At 73.6% G+C, this 16,304-nt stretch carries 16 protein-coding genes; 8 read left to right on the top strand and 8 right to left on the bottom strand.

What is annotated here, in order from left to right; genetic code table 11:
• Positions 1–28 precede the first annotated feature (28 nt).
• Positions 29–1,849, bottom strand: coding sequence for an ABC-F family ATP-binding cassette domain-containing protein (locus IE134_RS25210; protein WP_098019661.1), 1,821 nt, complete (start codon positions 1,847–1,849; stop codon positions 29–31).
• A 147-nt stretch (positions 1,850–1,996) separates the two neighbouring features.
• Between IE134_RS25210 and IE134_RS25200 the strand changes: the two genes are divergently transcribed.
• The 3 genes from IE134_RS25200 to IE134_RS25190 all read left to right on the top strand — a co-directional run bounded on the left by IE134_RS25200 (position 1,997) and on the right by IE134_RS25190 (position 4,993).
• The gene (locus IE134_RS25200) at positions 1,997–2,725 is read left to right on the top strand and encodes a lipoprotein (RefSeq protein ID WP_229823736.1); all 729 of its coding nucleotides are present in this window, start codon (positions 1,997–1,999) and stop codon (positions 2,723–2,725) included.
• A 67-nt stretch (positions 2,726–2,792) separates the two neighbouring features.
• Positions 2,793–3,935: a hypothetical protein gene (locus tag IE134_RS25195; RefSeq protein WP_189431833.1), complete on the top strand. Its 1,143-nt coding sequence runs from the start codon at positions 2,793–2,795 to the stop codon at positions 3,933–3,935.
• Positions 3,932–4,993: a hypothetical protein gene (locus IE134_RS25190; RefSeq protein WP_189431831.1), complete on the top strand. Its 1,062-nt coding sequence runs from the start codon at positions 3,932–3,934 to the stop codon at positions 4,991–4,993. Before IE134_RS25195 ends, IE134_RS25190 begins: the two co-directional genes overlap by 4 nt.
• 42 nt (positions 4,994–5,035) lie before the next feature.
• On the opposite strand, the gene IE134_RS25185 is transcribed toward IE134_RS25190, so the two are convergent.
• The 6 genes from IE134_RS25185 to IE134_RS25160 all read right to left on the bottom strand — a co-directional run bounded on the left by IE134_RS25185 (position 5,036) and on the right by IE134_RS25160 (position 10,961).
• On the bottom strand, positions 5,036–6,355 hold the full coding sequence (locus tag IE134_RS25185) for an acyltransferase family protein (RefSeq protein ID WP_189431830.1): 1,320 nt from the start codon (positions 6,353–6,355) through the stop codon (positions 5,036–5,038).
• An 81-nt stretch (positions 6,356–6,436) separates the two neighbouring features.
• Positions 6,437–7,336, bottom strand: a complete 900-nt coding sequence (locus IE134_RS25180; RefSeq protein ID WP_032768171.1) for a 4-(cytidine 5'-diphospho)-2-C-methyl-D-erythritol kinase — start codon at positions 7,334–7,336, stop codon at positions 6,437–6,439.
• A 5-nt stretch (positions 7,337–7,341) separates the two neighbouring features.
• A complete protein-coding gene (rsmA, locus tag IE134_RS25175; protein WP_030710492.1) occupies positions 7,342–8,217 on the bottom strand; it encodes a 16S rRNA (adenine(1518)-N(6)/adenine(1519)-N(6))-dimethyltransferase RsmA in 876 nt (291 codons plus the stop codon).
• On the bottom strand, positions 8,214–9,554 hold the full coding sequence (locus IE134_RS25170) for a resuscitation-promoting factor (protein ID WP_189431828.1): 1,341 nt from the start codon (positions 9,552–9,554) through the stop codon (positions 8,214–8,216). Before IE134_RS25170 ends, rsmA begins: the two co-directional genes overlap by 4 nt.
• A 107-nt stretch (positions 9,555–9,661) precedes the next feature.
• Entirely contained in the window at positions 9,662–10,528 is an 867-nt protein-coding gene (locus tag IE134_RS25165; protein ID WP_189431826.1) for a TatD family hydrolase, read from the bottom strand.
• A 61-nt stretch (positions 10,529–10,589) separates the two neighbouring features.
• A complete protein-coding gene (locus IE134_RS25160; protein ID WP_030710499.1) occupies positions 10,590–10,961 on the bottom strand; it encodes a hypothetical protein in 372 nt (123 codons plus the stop codon).
• A gap of 451 nt (positions 10,962–11,412) precedes the next feature.
• Here IE134_RS25160 and IE134_RS25155 point away from each other — a divergent pair, with 451 nt between their 5' ends.
• The 5 genes from IE134_RS25155 to IE134_RS25135 are packed head-to-tail and all read left to right on the top strand — an operon-like array spanning position 11,413 to position 15,406.
• Positions 11,413–11,589 (top strand): hypothetical protein, encoded by a 177-nt coding sequence (locus IE134_RS25155; RefSeq protein ID WP_007455151.1) that lies wholly within the window; start codon positions 11,413–11,415, stop codon positions 11,587–11,589.
• A 10-nt stretch (positions 11,590–11,599) separates the two neighbouring features.
• Complete coding sequence (locus IE134_RS25150; protein WP_030710501.1) at positions 11,600–12,307, top strand: hypothetical protein; 708 nt, start codon at positions 11,600–11,602, stop codon at positions 12,305–12,307.
• The gene (locus IE134_RS25145; RefSeq protein ID WP_030710503.1) at positions 12,304–13,398 is read left to right on the top strand and encodes a DUF6895 family protein; all 1,095 of its coding nucleotides are present in this window, start codon (positions 12,304–12,306) and stop codon (positions 13,396–13,398) included. The genes IE134_RS25150 and IE134_RS25145 overlap by 4 nt, the downstream gene beginning before the upstream one ends.
• A complete protein-coding gene (locus IE134_RS25140; RefSeq protein ID WP_189431825.1) occupies positions 13,395–14,348 on the top strand; it encodes a DUF6895 family protein in 954 nt (317 codons plus the stop codon). The genes IE134_RS25145 and IE134_RS25140 overlap by 4 nt, the downstream gene beginning before the upstream one ends.
• Positions 14,345–15,406, top strand: coding sequence for a serine hydrolase domain-containing protein (locus IE134_RS25135; RefSeq protein WP_189431823.1), 1,062 nt, complete (start codon positions 14,345–14,347; stop codon positions 15,404–15,406). Before IE134_RS25140 ends, IE134_RS25135 begins: the two co-directional genes overlap by 4 nt.
• Before the next feature lie 15 nt (positions 15,407–15,421).
• Here the strand turns inward: IE134_RS25135 and rsmI are convergent, their stop codons facing one another.
• On the bottom strand, positions 15,422–16,303 hold the full coding sequence (gene rsmI / locus IE134_RS25130; RefSeq protein ID WP_199807653.1) for a 16S rRNA (cytidine(1402)-2'-O)-methyltransferase: 882 nt from the start codon (positions 16,301–16,303) through the stop codon (positions 15,422–15,424).
• Between the last annotated feature and the right edge of the window lies 1 nt (position 16,304).

The following is a 16,304-nucleotide window of genomic DNA, read 5'->3' as shown; positions in this document are numbered from 1 at the left end:
ACCCGTCCCACCGGCCCCACGGGTCCGGTCAGGCGTCCTCGGCCAGTTCCAGCCAGCGCATTTCCAACTCGTCCCGCTCGGTGACGAGTTCACGCAGTTCGGCGTCGAGCTTGGCGACCTTCTCGAAGTCGGTGGCGTTGTCCGCGATCTGCTTGTGCAGCGTGGTCTCGCGTGTGGAGAGCTTGTCGAGCTGCCGCTCGACCTTCTGCAGCTCCTTCTTCGCGGCGCGGGACGCCTGCGCCGAGACGGCCGGAGCGGCGGCGGGGGCCGAGGGCGAGCGGGGCGCGGCGGCGGCGGACGGGGTCGCCGCCTCCTCCATCTTCTGCCGGCGCTCCAGGTACTCGTCGATCCCGCGCGGCAGCATCCGCAGGGCGCGGTCGCCGAGGAGGGCCATGACCTTGTCGGTGGTCCGCTCGATGAAGAACCGGTCGTGGGAGATCACGATCATCGATCCGGGCCAGCCGTCGAGGAGGTCCTCCAGCTGGGTCAGGGTCTCGATGTCGAGGTCGTTGGTGGGCTCGTCGAGGAAGAGGACGTTGGGCTCGTCCATCAGCAGCCGCAGGATCTGGAGCCGGCGGCGCTCACCGCCGGAGAGGTCGCCGACGGGCGTCCACTGCTTCTCCTTGGTGAAGCCGAACTGCTCGCAGAGCTGACCGGCGGTCATCTCGCGGCCCTTGCCGAGGTCGACCCGGTCGCGGACCTGCTGGACGGCCTCCAGGACCCGGAGGTTCGGGTTCAGCTCGGAGACCTCCTGGGAGAGGTAGGCGAGCTTGACGGTCTTGCCGACGACGACCTTCCCGGCGGCGGGCTGTTCCTCGCCCTGGGTGCGGGCGGCCTCGGCGAGGGCGCGCAGCAGGGAGGTCTTGCCCGCGCCGTTGACGCCGACGAGGCCGACGCGGTCGCCGGGGCCGAGCTGCCAGGTGAGGTGGGTGAGGAGGGTCTTGGGCCCGGCCTGGACGGTCACGTCCTCCAGGTCGAACACGGTCTTGCCGAGACGGGCGTTGGCGAACTTCATCAGCTCGCTGGTGTCGCGCGGCGGCGGCACGTCGGCGATGAGTTCGTTGGCGGCCTCGATGCGGTAGCGCGGCTTGGAGGTACGGGCGGGGGCGCCCCGGCGCAGCCAGGCCAGCTCCTTGCGCATCAGGTTCTGCCGCTTGGACTCCTCGGTGGCGGCGATGCGTTCGCGCTCGGCGCGGGCGAACACGTAGTCGCTGTAGCCGCCCTCGTACTCGTGGACGGCGCCCCGCTGGACGTCCCACATGCGGGTGCAGACCTGGTCGAGGAACCACCGGTCGTGGGTGACGCAGACGAGGGCGGAGCGGCGGGCGCGCAGATGTCCGGCGAGCCAGGAGATGCCCTCGACGTCGAGGTGGTTGGTGGGCTCGTCGAGGACGATCAGGTCCTGCTCCTCGATGAGCAGCTTCGCCAGCGCGATCCGGCGGCGCTCACCGCCGGAGAGCGGGGCGATGACGGTGTCGAGCCCGTGCTCGAAGCCGGGGAGGGCGAGACCGCCGAAGAGCCCGGTCAGCACGTCCCGGATCTTGGCGCTGCCCGCCCACTCGTGGTCGGCGAGATCCCCGATGACCTCCTGGCGGATGGTCTTCTTCGGGTCCAGGGAGTCGTGCTGGGTGAGGACGCCGAGGCGCAGCCCGCCGTTGTGGGTGACGCGGCCGGTGTCCGCCTCCTCCAGCTTGGCGAGCATCCGGATGAGGGTGGTCTTGCCGTCACCGTTGCGGCCCACGACACCGATCCGGTCGCCCTCGGACACCCCGAGGGATACACCGTCGAGCAGGGCACGGGTGCCGTACACCTTGCTGACCTGCTCGACATTGACCAGATTGACGGCCATTTCACTCCTGTCCCGGGGGTCCCTGCGGCGAGGACCGCTCGACGTACCAGAGTAGTCGCCGTGCGGGGTGCGATAGCGTGCCGCGATCGATCATGGGGAGAAGCCCCAGGTCGGAGCGGTGCGCACGACATCAGGGGTGGGGACTTCATGACGATGACGCGAGGGACGGGACGGGGCCGGGTTCCGGCGGCACTGGCGGCGGTGACGGCAGCGGTGGCGATGACGCTGGCCGGTTGTTCGTCGTCGGCCGGGACGGGAACCGAGGACGAGGGCTCGGCCCCCGTCCCGGCGGTCAGCGGCAGCGCGCCCGCGAAGGCGGCGGAGAAGGCCGGGGCGGAGAAGGCCGGGGCGGACAAGGCCGGGACGGAGGCGGCCGTGGCGGCGAAGGGCGGGCGGCTCGGGGGCGCCGGTTCGGCGTGCGAGCTTCCGGTGACCTTCGACCTCGCCGCCCGCTGGAAGCCGAAGGCGATCGAGCTGGAGCCGGACTCCATCCTGGCCGATCTGGCCGAGCAGGGCACCGTGAAGATGGTCTGCGAGATCGACGCCAAACCGGCGGGGAACATCGGCTTCCTGCGGGTGTGGCAGGGCGAGGCGTCCGAGGACGACCCGCAGGCGGTGCTGAAGGCCTTCGTGGCGGACGACCCGAACGCGAGCGAGGCCGCCTACGCGCAGGTGAAGGCCGGTGCGCTCGCGGCCGCCGAGGTCGGGTACACCGTGCACAGCGAGCTGATGGACGAGTCGAAGAAGGAGCGCGCCTTCGCCGTCACCACGCCCGACGGCCCGGTGGTGGTGCACCTCGGCGGACTGGACTCCGACGAGCACACTGCGATGCTGCCCGCGTTCGAGCTGGCGAAGAAGAGCCTGACGCTCGGCTGACCACCCTCGCCGCGGGGCCGGGGGCGTGCGATAGCGTGCGCGCACTGATCAAGGGCCGGGGGGCGACGTGGTGGCAGCGGCATGGGAACGGTTCATCGGTCATCGGGTGCTGCCGAAGGCGGCCCTGGTCGTCCTCGCCGCGGCGCTGGTGGCCGGGTTCCTCCTCGTACGGTCCGAGCGGCGCGACGCCCATAACGCCGAGGTCCTGGACACGGCGTGCGGGGGTGTCCTGCCGCGTGCGGCGATAAGCGGTCTGCTGCCCGGGGACGAGACCTGGGAGCTGTACGGCGACCTGGACCTGACCGGACCCTCCGGGCGCGGGCCGCGCACCCTGCTGCGGTGCTCGGTGCAGTGGGACGAATACTGGGGTGACGCGTCCGGGAGTCTGGAGCTCGCTGCGGTGCCGGTGCTGGACTTCGCGCCGACCGGGGTGCGCCTGAGGGACATCCTCTCCGCGAGCGCCGCGAAGGAACCCCGCTGGGCCACCGCGTACCTCGACGCCACCACCCAGGTCACCGCCGACTGCCCGGCCGGCCTGCCCGGCTACCCCCGGCCGGTGACCCGCTTCCGCGTCCACGCCTCGCTGGAGGACGACGGGGCGGAGGTCGCGGGGGCGCCGGAAAAGCTGCGCGGCGCGGTGGCGGCCGCCGCCAACCACGTACGGGACCGGGGCGGTTGCGGGGGCCCGGCGGTGAAGCCCTCGGACGTACGGCCGCCGCCGGCCGGGCCCGTCGAGGATCCGGACGAGGAGTCCGACGCCGTTCCGCCGTCCTGCCGCTGGTTCCGGCCGGGGATGCTCGACGGCAAGGCCTGGGGGCCGGACGACCGGGAACCCGACGGCGTCACGGGCGACGACGTGGACGCCTGCTCCCTGAGCGTGCCGCGCGCGAAGCCGGCGAACCGGCTGGACCATGTCGCCGAGGTGGGTTCGGTGAGCTGGCGGGGGCCGCTGCTGCCCGAGGTGCGCACGGCGTACGGGGCGGAGCTGGCCGCCCTGTCCGGGGCCCCGGAACCGGAGAGCGGCGAGAAGTCGTACACGCTGGCCGTCTGGGCCGAGTCCTCGTGCTCGGGCGCCCGGACGCTGAGCCGGGTGACGGTGACGACTGCCGAGTCCGCTCTCGCGGCCGGCCGGGCCGACCGGATCCTGGCCGCGTATCTGGCCGCGTCCGACTGCCGTGCGGTGAAGGTCCTCGGGAAGGTGTGGAAGTGAGCGACGTGCGTTTCTGGCGCAGGCGGCGGGTGCGCCGCGCGGCGGCCTGGACCGTGACCGCGGCGGTGCTGGCGGGAGGGCTCTTCTGGGTCTCCGGCGGCTACGACTCCTGGCGCGACGACCGGGCGCTGGATTCGGCCTGCGACGGCGACCTGGCGGCCGGGGCGGTGCGGGAGCTGTTCGGCGGCATCTCCCTGACCTCGTCGGGCCGCTGGGCCGACCGGGGGCACTGCACGGTCAGCGCGTCCGACGACGACACGGACGCGGGTCTGGTCCTGTGGTCGGGGCAAACGGAACACATGACGAACCTGGAGAACTCCGACGGATTCGACGCACCCCTGGGGCACGGCTGGACCGGCTCCTTCCGGTTCAACCCGGACACCGAGGACACGGACGAGGCGGGGGCCGTCCTGATGCTGAGCTGCGGCAAGGAGTCCGGTTACGGGCAGCTGATGACGGCGGAGGCCGACCTCGACCGGGGCGGTTTCGACGACCCGGTGGCCCGGGAGCGGCTCGTCGCCGTCCTCACGGAGACGGCCTCCGCGTACGCCCGGCGGACCGGCTGTGAGGCTCCGGTCGGCGGGCGGGTGAAGAACGTCGGTGTCACGACGACCCGCGCGGACTACAAGCCCGTCGCCGCGGCCACGGGGAGCTGCGCGGGCCTGCTGGACGGGAAGACCGCCGCCCGGTGGGGCGTACGCACGGTGCAGGAGGTCGCCGGGGACCCGGCGCCCGGGGAGAACTGCGTGCTGGGCAGTCGGAGCGGCGCGTTCCTGTACGGGTTCACCGCGTCCTACGGGCCGTCCGCCCGGTACGCCCACATGCGGCTGGACGAGAGGCGGGACAGCCGGCGGCCCGGTACGAGTGCCTACGCGCTGGCCGCCGGATGCCCCGGCGCGGGCGGGACCGCCTTGTTCGAGGTGGAAACGCTCCTTGACGATGACACCCCCCAGCAGGCGGCGCCGGTCGTGGACCACAAGGGACTACGGGCGGCCCTCCAGCGCTTCGCGGAGCGCTCGGCGAAGCGGCATGGCTGCAAGGCGCCGCGCCCGGCGTAGGGGGGAGGAGGGTGGGCCGCCCGGCTTCCCTCGCTGTCGCCTCTACGGCGTCCTCCGCCCCGCCCGCTCCACCAGCAGCCAGCCGCCCAGCGTCATCGCGACGGCGGCCGGGGCGCTGACCGGGATCGCGATCAGCAGGGCCGTTCGGCCGTCCAGCAGGCCGCCGAAGCCGACCATGGACAGGCCGAGGACGCCGAGCAGGCAGAGCGTCGCGCCGAGCGCCGCGAGCGGGCCGTGGCCCTGAACGGGGGCTGAGGCGGCCGGGCGTTCGAAGGCGCGGAAGGCGGCGACCAGAGCCGCGGTCAGGGCCGCCGCGAGGGCGAGGCGCAGCGGGACCTGGGCCCACCAGGCGGCCGATGCGGGCTCGGGCAGGTCGACGTCGAGGGCGAGCAGCGCCCCGTACACCCCGAACATCGCCGTGAGGTGCCAGAGGAACGCGGTCATCGCCACCCCGTTGGCCGCCACCACCGCGCGCCAGACGCGGGGGCGCTCCAGCAGGCGGGCCGCCGGGGCGCGGAGCAGCTCGACCGCGCCGACCAGCCAGAGGCCGTGGGCCAGGAGGGCGAGGGTGGGCGGGGCCATGTTGCTGACCTTCTCGCCGGGCATCCCGACCATGGACAGCGGGTACGGGCCCAGCGCCACCAGGGCGGCGGCGGTGACCAGGCCGCCACCGGCGAGCAGGGCGGCGCGGCGCAGGTGGATGCGTCCGTCGGCACGCAGGAAGCCGAGCTGGTGGACCGCCAGCCAGACGAACGCGAAGTTGAGAAACTCGACGTACGGGACTCCGGCGGCGAACCGGAGGACGTCCACCGCGACCGCCGCGCCCGCGAGACCGGCGAACGCCCCCCAGCCGTACCGCTCGTGCAGCCTCAGCAGCGGCGGGGTGAACGCGACCATCGCCAGGTAGATCCCGATGAACCACAGCGGCTGGGTCACCATGCGCAGGGTCACGCCGGTCAGCCCGCCGCCCCCGCCGAGGAGTTGGACCAGTAGCGCCGCCGCGCCCCAGACGAGGACGAAGACCATGGTGGGGCGCAGCAGCCGCTGGAGGCGGGCGCGCAGGAAGGCGGAGTAGACGGAGTCCTCGGACCCCTCGGGGCGCTTGCGGAGCAGGGAGCGGTAGGACAGCGCGTGCGAGAAACCGCCGACGAAGAAGAACACCGGCATGACCTGGAGCAGCCAGGTCAGCGGCTGGAGCGCCGGGACGACGGCGAGGAGGTTGCCGACCCCGTCCGGGGTGACGGCGGCCATCAGCCAGTGGCCGAGGACGACCGCGCCGAGCGAGGCGACCCGGAGGAGGTCGACGTAACGGTCCCGGGTGGCGGGCGTCGCCCCGGCCAGTTCACGAACACTTGATCCCATGAACGTACGGTCGCGCGAGCCGGGTGGGGTGCGGCAGCGCGACCGTACTCAGATCCGGGGTGAGTACGCCGGGCAGGAAGCTCAGATCACGTGCGCGCCCGGCGCGGGCGACGCCGCCAGGCGCGCGTTGCGGCAGGTCCCGGAGGTCAACAGCGCGGCCGCCACCTTCTCGGCCGTCTCCGCGTCCGGGACGAGGAACGCGGTCGTCGGCCCGGAACCGGAGACCAGGGCGGCCAGCGCCCCCGCTTCCGTACCGGCCGCCAGCGTGTCCGCGAGGGACGGGCGCAGGGAGAGCGCGGCGGGCTGGAGGTCGTTGCTCAGGGCTCCCGCGAGTGCGCCGGAGTCGCCGGAGCGCAGGGCGGCCAGGAGGGCGGGGGACGCGGTCGGCTCGGGGACCTCGGTGTCGGCGGTGAGGCGGTCGAACTCCCCGTACACCGCGGGCGTCGACAGACCCCCGTCCGCCACCGCGAAGACCCAGTGGAACGTGCCGCCGACCTCGATCGGGGTCAGCTTCTCGCCGCGTCCCGTACCGAGCGCGGCCCCGCCCACCAGGCTGAACGGCACGTCGCTGCCCAGTTCGGCGCAGATGGCCAACAGCTCGTCGCGGCTCGCGCCGGTGCCCCACAGGGCGTCGCAGGCGACCAGGGCGGCGGCCCCGTCGGCGCTGCCGCCCGCCATGCCGCCCGCGACCGGGATGTCCTTGGCGATGTGGAGGTGGACGGCGGGGTCGATGCCGTACCGCTCGGCCAGCGCGAGGGCGGCCCGGGCGGCGAGATTCGTACGGTCCAGAGGCACCTGGCCGGCGTCCGGGCCCGAGCAGGTGATGCGCAGCTCGTCGGCGGGGGTCGCGGTGACCTCGTCGTACAGGCCGACGGCGAGGAAGACGTTGGCCAGGTCGTGGAAGCCGTCGGGGCGGGCGGCGCCCACGGCGAGCTGGACGTTGACCTTGGCGGGAACGCGGACAGTGACAGCGGCGGTCACAGCACTCACAGGGACGACACCTCCGGCTTGTGCTCCGCGATCGCCGCGAACTCCTCCACCGTCAGCGCCTCCCCGCGCGCCTGCGGGGAGATCCCGGCGGCGACGAGCGCGGCCTCGGCGGCGGGTGCGGAACCGGCCCAGCCGGCCAGGGCCGCGCGCAGCGTCTTGCGGCGCTGGGCGAACGCCGCGTCCACGACCGCGAAGACCTCGGCGCGGGAGGCCTTGGTGGCGATGGGCTCGGTGCGGCGGACGAGCGAGACGAGGCCGGAGTCGACGTTCGGGGCGGGCCAGAAGACGTTGCGGCCGATCGCCCCGGCGCGCTTCACGTCCGCGTACCAGTTGGCCTTCACCGACGGCACGCCGTAGACCTTGTTGCCCGGGCGGGCGGCGAGGCGGTCGGCGACCTCGGACTGGACCATGACGAGGGTCCGCTCGATGCTGGGGAACCGCTCCAGCATGGTGAGCAGGACGGGCACGGCCACGTTGTACGGGAGGTTCGCGACGAGCGCGGTCGGCGCGGGGCCCGGCAGCTCGGTGACCAGCATCGCGTCGGAGTGGACGAGGGCGAAGCGGTCGGCGCGCTCCGGCATCCGGGCGTTCACCGTGGCGGGCAGCGCGGCCGCCAGCACGTCGTCGATCTCGACGGCGATCACCCGGTCCGCCGCCTCCAGCAGCGCCAGGGTCAGCGAGCCGAGCCCGGGACCCACCTCGACGACCACGTCGTCCGGGCGGACCTCGGCCGTGCGCACGATGCGGCGGACGGTGTTGGCGTCGATGACGAAGTTCTGACCGCGCTGCTTCGTGGGGCGTACGCCCAGCGTCGCGGCCAGGTCGCGGATGTCTGCGGGCCCCAGGAGGGCGTCGGGCTCTGTGCTGCTCACCCGGTAAGCCTACGGCCGCAGTGGGGCCACGGACTCGCCCCCCGCTGCACGTACAGCTTCTTCGCCCGGTGCGTCTGCTCGGCGGCGGGCGCGTCCTGGGGCCGTCCACTGCCGCCGAGGGACTGCCAGGTCTGCGTGTCGAACTGGTACAGCCCGCCGTACGTGCCGCTCGGGTCGACCGCGTCGGCGCGCCCGCCGGACTCGCAGGCGGCGAGCGCGGACCAGTTCAGCCCGTCCGCCCCGGCGACGGAGTCGGGCCGCTGCCGGGTGCCGGTGCGCACGACGCGGCTCTCCGGCAGGTGGACCAGCTCCTCGGCCGTCCGGCGCGGCTTCTGCCGGACGCCGTTGACGGTCCGGACCGCGTACGTGACCCGGCGTACGCCGTTGCGGCCCGCGCGCTCGATGACCTCGGTGCCCCGGAACAGGGCGGGGTCCTCGCTGCGTTCGACGGCGTACGGGACCGTCTCCTCGCGCACCTCGCGGGTGTCGGTGATCCGCATGACGGAGATCGTCTGGCCGTCGCGCGGGAAGCTCGCCGGGGCGACGGAGGTGGTGTCCTGGCCGTGCAGGGTGACGCCCGCCTCGGCGAGGGCCTCCTGGACGGTGGCGGCGTTGGTGCGCAGGGTGCGTTCCTGGCCGTCGGCCATGAAGGTCACGGTGCGTTCGGTGCGGACGGTGAGGACCAGGCCGGTGCGGGCGATCCGGGTGGAGCGGGCGGCGGAGAGGTGCGCCCCCTCGGCCCGGATCCCGAACTCGCGCAGCGCCCCGGCCACGGTGTCGGCGGTCGTCCAGACCCGATGGCGGACGCCGTCGAGGGTGAGGGTGACGGGCCGCCCGTACCGGACGACGACCTCGTCGCCGTGGTCGAGGCCGACTCCGGGGTCCGGCGAGACGCGGTCGTGCGCGCCGACGGTGACGCCTTCCTCCTCCAGCAGCTCGGTGACGTCGTCGGCGAAGGTGTGCAGGGTCCGGGGCGTGCCGTCGACCTCCAGCCGGACGGCCTTGTCGTGGGCGACGAACGCGGTGGTGCCTCCGGCCAGGAAGGCGACGACCAGGGCCCGGGGGACGAGCCGGCTCAGCTTCAGGTTCTGGGGGTCGACGACGACGCGTCTCCGGCGGCGCTTGGCGGCCCGCCGGGCGTCGGCCCGGGTGGGGCCCTGCCGGGGCATCGCGGGCGGCGGCGGGCCGTCGGGCGCGGTGTGGACGAGAGGAGTGTCGACGAGCGGGGTGTCGACCATGGTCGGGGCGTGCGCCCACACCCTGTCCCCGCCCCCCAGCGTCAGCTGCTCGTGAAACGCGTCGAGACGCCTGTCCTGCGAAATGTTCACGCCGTTCACGCCGCTCCTGAAGATCCGCCCGCTGCCGCCCCGTCGTGGCCGGGGACGATAGCGGAGCGGCGGTGACTCTCCAAAGCGACACAGCTACAGAGAGTGTCCGGCTGCGGTCAGAAGTCGAACGCCCGCGCCGTGTTGTCGTAGATCGCGGCGGCCAGCACGTCCTCCTCCAGCCCCTTGACCTCGGCCATCGCGCGGAGCGTGACCGGGATGAGGTAGGGCGCGTTGGGCCGTCCGCGATACGGCGCGGGGGTGAGGAAAGGGGCGTCCGTCTCGACGAGGACCAGCTCGGCCGGGGCGACGGCGAGGGCGTCCCGCAGCGGCTGGGCGTTCTTGAAGGTCACGTTGCCCGCGAACGACATGAAGTACCCGGCCCGCGCGCAGATCCGGGCCATGTCGGCGTCGCCGGAGTAGCAGTGGAACACCGTCCGCTCGGGCGCGCCCGCGTCCGCCAGCACCCGCAGGACGTCCGCGTGCGCGTCGCGGTCGTGGATGACCAGGGCCTTGCCGTGCCGCTTGGCGATCTCGATGTGGGCCCGGAAGGACTCCTCCTGGGCGGCGATGCCCTCGGGGCCCGTACGGAAGAAGTCGAGGCCCGTCTCGCCGACCCCGCGGACGTGGTCGAGGGCGGCCAGCGCGTCGATCTCCGCGAGCGCCTCGTCCAGCGCCGCCTTGCCGCCGGGCTCCCGCGCCCCCTGCCGTGCGGTGCCGTCCGGATCGCCGTGGACGATGCGCGGGGCCTCGTTCGGGTGCAGGGCGACCGAGGCGTGGACGGCGGAGTGGGCCGCCGCGGTCTCGGCGGCCCAGCGGGAGCCCGCCACGTCGCAGCCCACCTGGACGACGGTGGCCACGTTCACCGCGGCGGCCCGGGCGAGGGCCTCCTCGACGGTGGCGTCCTGCATGTCCAGGTGGGTGTGGGAGTCGGCGACCGGAACCCGCAGGGGCTCGGGCAGCGGCGGGGCTTCGGTACGGCTCATGCCGACGATCGTACGAGGGCCCGCCCTCGTACGATCGTCGGCATCCGGCCCGCAGGCGCCGTCACCTGCGGTGGAACGGGTGCAGCAGGTCGGACAGCCGCCAGTGGCGCTCCGGCGTGGCGGCGGTCGACACCGTACGGTCCTTCGCGCTGCTCTCCGAGGTCTGCGGCGTCTGCTGCTTCCGCAGCAGTTCCTGGACGCCCGCGACCCGCCCCGCCCGCATGATGCGCACCACATGTCCGCCGCAGTTGGCGCAGGTGGGCGTGGAGAGCGGCGACGGCACCCGCTCACCGTCCGCCGTGTAGACGACGAACGCATGGCCGTGCACATCGACGTGGTGCTCTATCTCGTAGGACTGCTCCCAGCCGTACCCGCACTTCATGCAGGCGAAGGCGTACGCCTCATGGACAGTGGTCGCTGCGATCTCGCTCATGCCTGCTCCTCTTGTCCGCCGGACACGCGCTCCGGGGACGGCCGGCCCGCACGAGGGGTTCGAACGGGTGGCCCGTCCCTTCCAGTGGACACCTGCACCCGGATGGACGCACCAGCTCAGAGGCATTGTTGATGCGTTCTTGGCCTCCTTTGGGCCGCCCTTTGCCGACGCATGGCGAGGGTGAGGACCGCGGCTGGACAGCTCGTGACCGCAGCCGCGCCGAGCGCCCCCGAACGCGCCCGGCGCCAGGTGCGAACGCGCCCGCGTACCACCCCCGCCCGCCCCCTCCTTTCCCTTGAATTCCCGGGCTTTCACCCCACCCGCCCCACATGAATTCAGCATTCAATTGAATAAGCGATTTCCCCATCTGACGCTCCCGATTTGCGACGCCCCCATTCCTCCTTTTCACTCGTTACGTCCACCCCATTTCCCACAGGACGGGGAACAACCCATGTTCACCACGGACACCACTGCCACCGACATCGAGCTCGACCTCGACGCCGCTCTCAACCCCGGTGAGGTCGAAGGTCTGTACCGCGACTCCCGCGAGTGCGCCTACCTGGCGCTCCTCGCAGGCGGCGGAGCCCTGCTGCTCTCGCCTCCGACCCCGCGCCCGAAGAAGGGCTAGTCGCCGGCACATGGACCAGAAACATGCTTCGTCGCCCTTGGCGGGTGCCGTGCATGACCTGGCAACAGAGGTGGTCCTCGCTCTTCGGAGCGGGGACCACCTCGCCACGGTGTGCGGCGCTGCGGGAATCGACGAGGAAAATCGGACCGGAATCGCGGCGGTACGGGTCATCGGGGCCGACCTGCTGCTGCCGAGTGTTCTGTACGGACGCCATCCGCATCCGGGTGATGTCGCCGTACTCGACCGGGCGGTGCGGGAATTCCCGCCCAAGCCCGACGCTCCGGCCGCCACGGCCTGGAGCCACTGGCACATGATCTCGACGCTCCAGCGGATGGCGCCGCCGGCACCGGGAGCCGCCGCCCCCGGCACGTACGCGGAGCCGGACGCGGCCTGGCTGGAGGAGGCCCCCTGGCAGGCGTTCACCCACCAGCTCTCGGTCCTCGCGCCGCTCGCCGTCCCGGCCGCCCCCTCGGCCGTGCAGCGGGCCGCGGCGAACCGGGCCGTCGACCTGTCGCGCGGCTTCGTCCGCGCGGTGCGACGGCGCGACTGGCTCCAGGCGGCGGGCGCGGGCCGCTGGCTCGCGGCGACCGGCGGCGAACCGGCCACCCTGGGCCTGGACCGCGGCCTGGACTTCGTCGAGCTGATGGGCGGGCACGACCCCCGGGTGACCCTCCATGTGCGGGCCGCCCGGCTGATGGCCGAGGCGAGGGCCCGGTGACGACGACCGCGACCGAGGACCCGCAGGGCCGTCCCGGGCAGGACCCGCAGGGCCGCCCGGCCCGGGAGCCCGCCTTCACCCCTGGGGCTTCGGGGGCCTCCGGGGCCGCGCTCGCCGTCCTCCCCGGCGTCCTGGCCTCCGCCCTCGCCTGGACCGACGCGCACCGCACCCGCTTCGCGCTCCCCGACGACGTCCTGGAACCCCACACCCAGGTCAACGCCACGCTGAAGCCGCTGGGCGAGCTGGCCCAGCTCGGCTCGACGATCCGCCGCACGACCGCCCCCGGCACCCCCGAGCACGAGGTGGCCGGGGACCTCGTCGCGTACGCCTGGGAGCAGGTGCACGAGGGCGCGCTGCTCCTGGAGCTGCTGCGCGCCGAGCCGTTCGCCGCGTACCCGTACGAGATCTACGCCGCCTTCGCCGGGTACGGGCTGCGCCACGAGGGCTTCGAGGCGCTGGCCCGCCCGCTCACCGCGACCCGCGCCTGGGCGCACACCGAGCAGCACGCCAACCGGCAGCTCGGCCTGGTCAACTCCGAGCGCCGGGTGGGGGTGGTGACCCATACGGACGCGGGCGGGGTGCTGTCCCGGACCTGGCTGGGCGGTCTGTCCGAGCCGTGGATGTTCGAGGGCTCCTCCGGCTACGCGCTGACGCACACCGTCTTCCACCTCACCGACTGGGGCCGGATGCCCGACCGGGTGCCGAAGAAGATCGACGGCTACCTGCGGACCTGGCTGCCCGCGTGGGCGGACGGCTGCCTGGAGAGCGGCCAGTGGGACCTCACGGGCGAACTGCTGGCGGTGGCCGCGTCGCTGCCTGGCCCGGCTCCCGTGGAGCTGCTGGACGCGGTCTGGCCGGTGCTGGCCGACGTCCAGCATCCGACCGGCTGCGTCCCGGAGACCGGTGTACCGGCCGAGGACCCGTCGCCCGACCCGTACCCCTTCATCGACTGCTACCACTCCACGCTGGTGACGGCCTTCGCGGCGGCCCTGTCCCTCAGATCGCTGCGGCAGACGGACGAGCGGGCAGGCAGGCCGACAGGCGAGCAGACAGGCGAAACGACTCCCGGCCGGGAAAGGCACACCCCATGAGCAGCGGCACCCCCAGCGGCACCACCAGCGGCATCCAGCAGATCCACGACGTCGGGGCGAAGGCCCTGGGCTGGCTGTACGAACACCGCGAGGGCTTCCGGCTGGAGGCGGACCCGTCCCCGGAGGCGGGGATGCTGGACCGGTTCAAACCGCTGGGCGAGCTGGCGCTGATCGGGAAGGTCATCTTCCGCGAGGGGGTGGCCGGTTCGCAGCAGTCCTCCCTCGCCCACAAGCTGCTGGACCACGCCTGGCACGAGCTGCTGGGCTCCGGGGAACGGCTGCTGGAGGGCCAGCGGCGCGAACCGCTGTCGCCGGTGCCGCTGGAGGTCTACGTACCGTTCCGGGAGCTGGGCTACCGGCAGCCGGACCTGGAGTCCGCGATCCGGCTCAACCACCGACTGGCCAGCTGGGCGGCGCTGGAGGTGCTGCCGGTGCGGCGGCTCGGCCTCAGCGCCATCGAGCGGCGGTTCGGGGTGGAGCCGAGCGTTCCGGAGACGGCGGCGCTGGCCCACACCTGGCTGGCGCGCAGACCCGAGCCGTGGACGGTCGAGGGCCACATCGGCTACGACATCACGCACACGGTCTTCCACCTCACGGACTGGGGCGAGAAGCCGGCCGGGCTCCCCGCCGACATCGCGGAGTACCTGGCCCTCTGGCTGCCGGTCTGGCTGGACGACTGGCTGGACCTGAAGCGCTGGGACCTGCTGGGCGAGCTGCTGGTCGTGGACGCCTGCCTGCCGGAACCGACCCTGGACCGGGCGGCCTGGGCCGGGCTCGCCCAGGCGCAGGAGCCGGACGGGGCGATGCCGGTGGTCGGCGCGATGCCGGAGGGGGACGAGGAGTCGGTGTTCGACCTGGTCTACCACCCGACGCTGGTCGCCGCGTTCGCCTCGGCGCTGGCGATGTCCCGCGCCCTGTCCGACCTGTCCGCTTCCCCGGCTCCGGCATGACCGAGATGACGGCGGCCCCCGTGACCGTCCCTGGAACTCCGGCCACCGCCCGCGTCCTGGCCGAGGCCGCGCGGGCCGTCGACGCGCCCGACCTGGTGCTCGCGGTCAGCCGGAACGGGGTGCGCACGGTCCACACCGGCGGAAGCGCGGATCCGGGCCCGGTCCCCCGCGAGCTGATGGCGTACGAGCTGGGTTCGGCGTCGAAGCCGTACGCGGGGCTGCTGCTGGCCCGGCTGGTGGCGCAGGGCCGGGTGCGGTACGAGGACCGGGCGGCGGACCTGCTGGCCCCGGGCTTCCCGGTGCACCCCGCGGTACGCCGGATCACCCTGCGCCATCTGCTCACCCACACCTCGGGGCTGCCGGGCCTGCCCGCCGACTTCTACCCGCAGGCGGTGCCCCGCTGGTCGACCGACCCGTACGGCGGCTACCCGGCCGACCGGGTGGTCCGCGCCTTCCTGCGGGCCCGCCCGCGCCACCGGCCCGGTACCCGCTGGCACTACTCGAACTTCGCCGTCTCGGTGCTCGGCCACACCCTGGCGGCGGCCACCGGGACCCCGTGGGAGGTCCTGCTGCACCAGCAGGTGCTGGCCCCGCTGGGCCTGGACGCGACCCGGGTGCGCCCGGGCCCCGACGGCACGGACGCGGTGGGCCACCGCCGCGACGGCACGCCGGTGCCCGCGCTGGACACCGGGGGCTTCACGGCGGCGGGCGCGGTCCGGGCGACCCCGCTGGACCTGCTGACGTTCCTGGAGGCGCATACGGGGGGCGCTGCGGGCTCCCCGACAGACTCCTCACTGGCCGCCGCACTCACCGAGGTGACCCGCCCGGTGCTACGGCGGGGCCTGCGCCACGCGCACACCCACACGCTGACGTGGTTCCAGCACCCGACCCCGTTCGGCCCGGTCCTCTTCCACGCGGGAGCGACCCTCGGGCAGCAGGCGTTCCTCGGGTTCCGCCCCGGGACGGGGCTGGCGGTGGCGGCGACGGCGACGCGGCGGGTGCACCGGGCGGACACGTTCGTGGCGACGGCGTACGGACTGCTGACGGAAACACGGTAAGCACTGCCGTACGTACTAAGGCTTCTGCGGGGCCTTCTCCGCGTTCTTGGCGGCGACGACCGCGTCGAACACCTCGCGCTTCGGCAGCCCGGCTTCGGCGGCGACGGCGGCGATGGCCTCCTTGCGCCGCTCCCCCGCCTCCTCGCGCACCCGTACACGCCGCACCAGCTCGTCGGCGTCCAGGTCCCCGGGGCCGGAATCCGCCGCCCCCTCCACCACGACGGTGATCTCGCCGCGCACCCCGTCGGCGGCCCACACGGCCAGCTCGCCGAGGGGACCGCGCTTGACCTCCTCGTACGTCTTGGTCAGCTCGCGGCAGACGGCGGCGCGGCGCTCGGCGCCGAAGACCTCGGCCATGGCGGCAAGGGTGTCGTCGAGCCGGTGGGGGGCCTCGAAGAAGACCATGGTGCGCCGCTCGTCGGCGTTCTCCCGGAGCTTGGAGAGCCGCTCACCGGCCTTGCGCGGCAGGAAGCCCTCGAAGCAGAACCGGTCAACGGGCAGCCCGGAGAGGGCGAGGGCAGTCAGCACGGCACTCGGCCCCGGCACGGCGGTGACACGGATGTCCTGCTCCACAGCGGCGGCGACGAGCCGATACCCCGGGTCGGAGACGGACGGCATCCCCGCATCCGTGACAAGAAGCACACGAGCCCCACCGCTCAGCGCCTCGACCAGCTCGGGCGTCCGGGCGGACTCGTTCCCCTCGAAGTAGGAGACGACACGCCCCGAGGTGTGGATGCCGAGCGCCTGGGTGAGCCGGCGCAGCCGCCGGGTGTCCTCGGCGGCGACGACGTCGGCCCGCTCCAGTTCGGCGGCGAGGCGGGGCGGGGCGTCCGCCACATCGCCGATGGGGGTCCCTGCGAGCACGAGCGTTCCAGTCGTTCCAGTCACATCAGCCATC

The organism is Streptomyces rubiginosohelvolus (genome assembly GCF_014649875.1).
Lineage (GTDB): Bacteria > Actinomycetota > Actinomycetes > Streptomycetales > Streptomycetaceae > Streptomyces > Streptomyces rubiginosohelvolus.
This window is presented reverse-complemented; position numbering and strand designations above follow the sequence as displayed.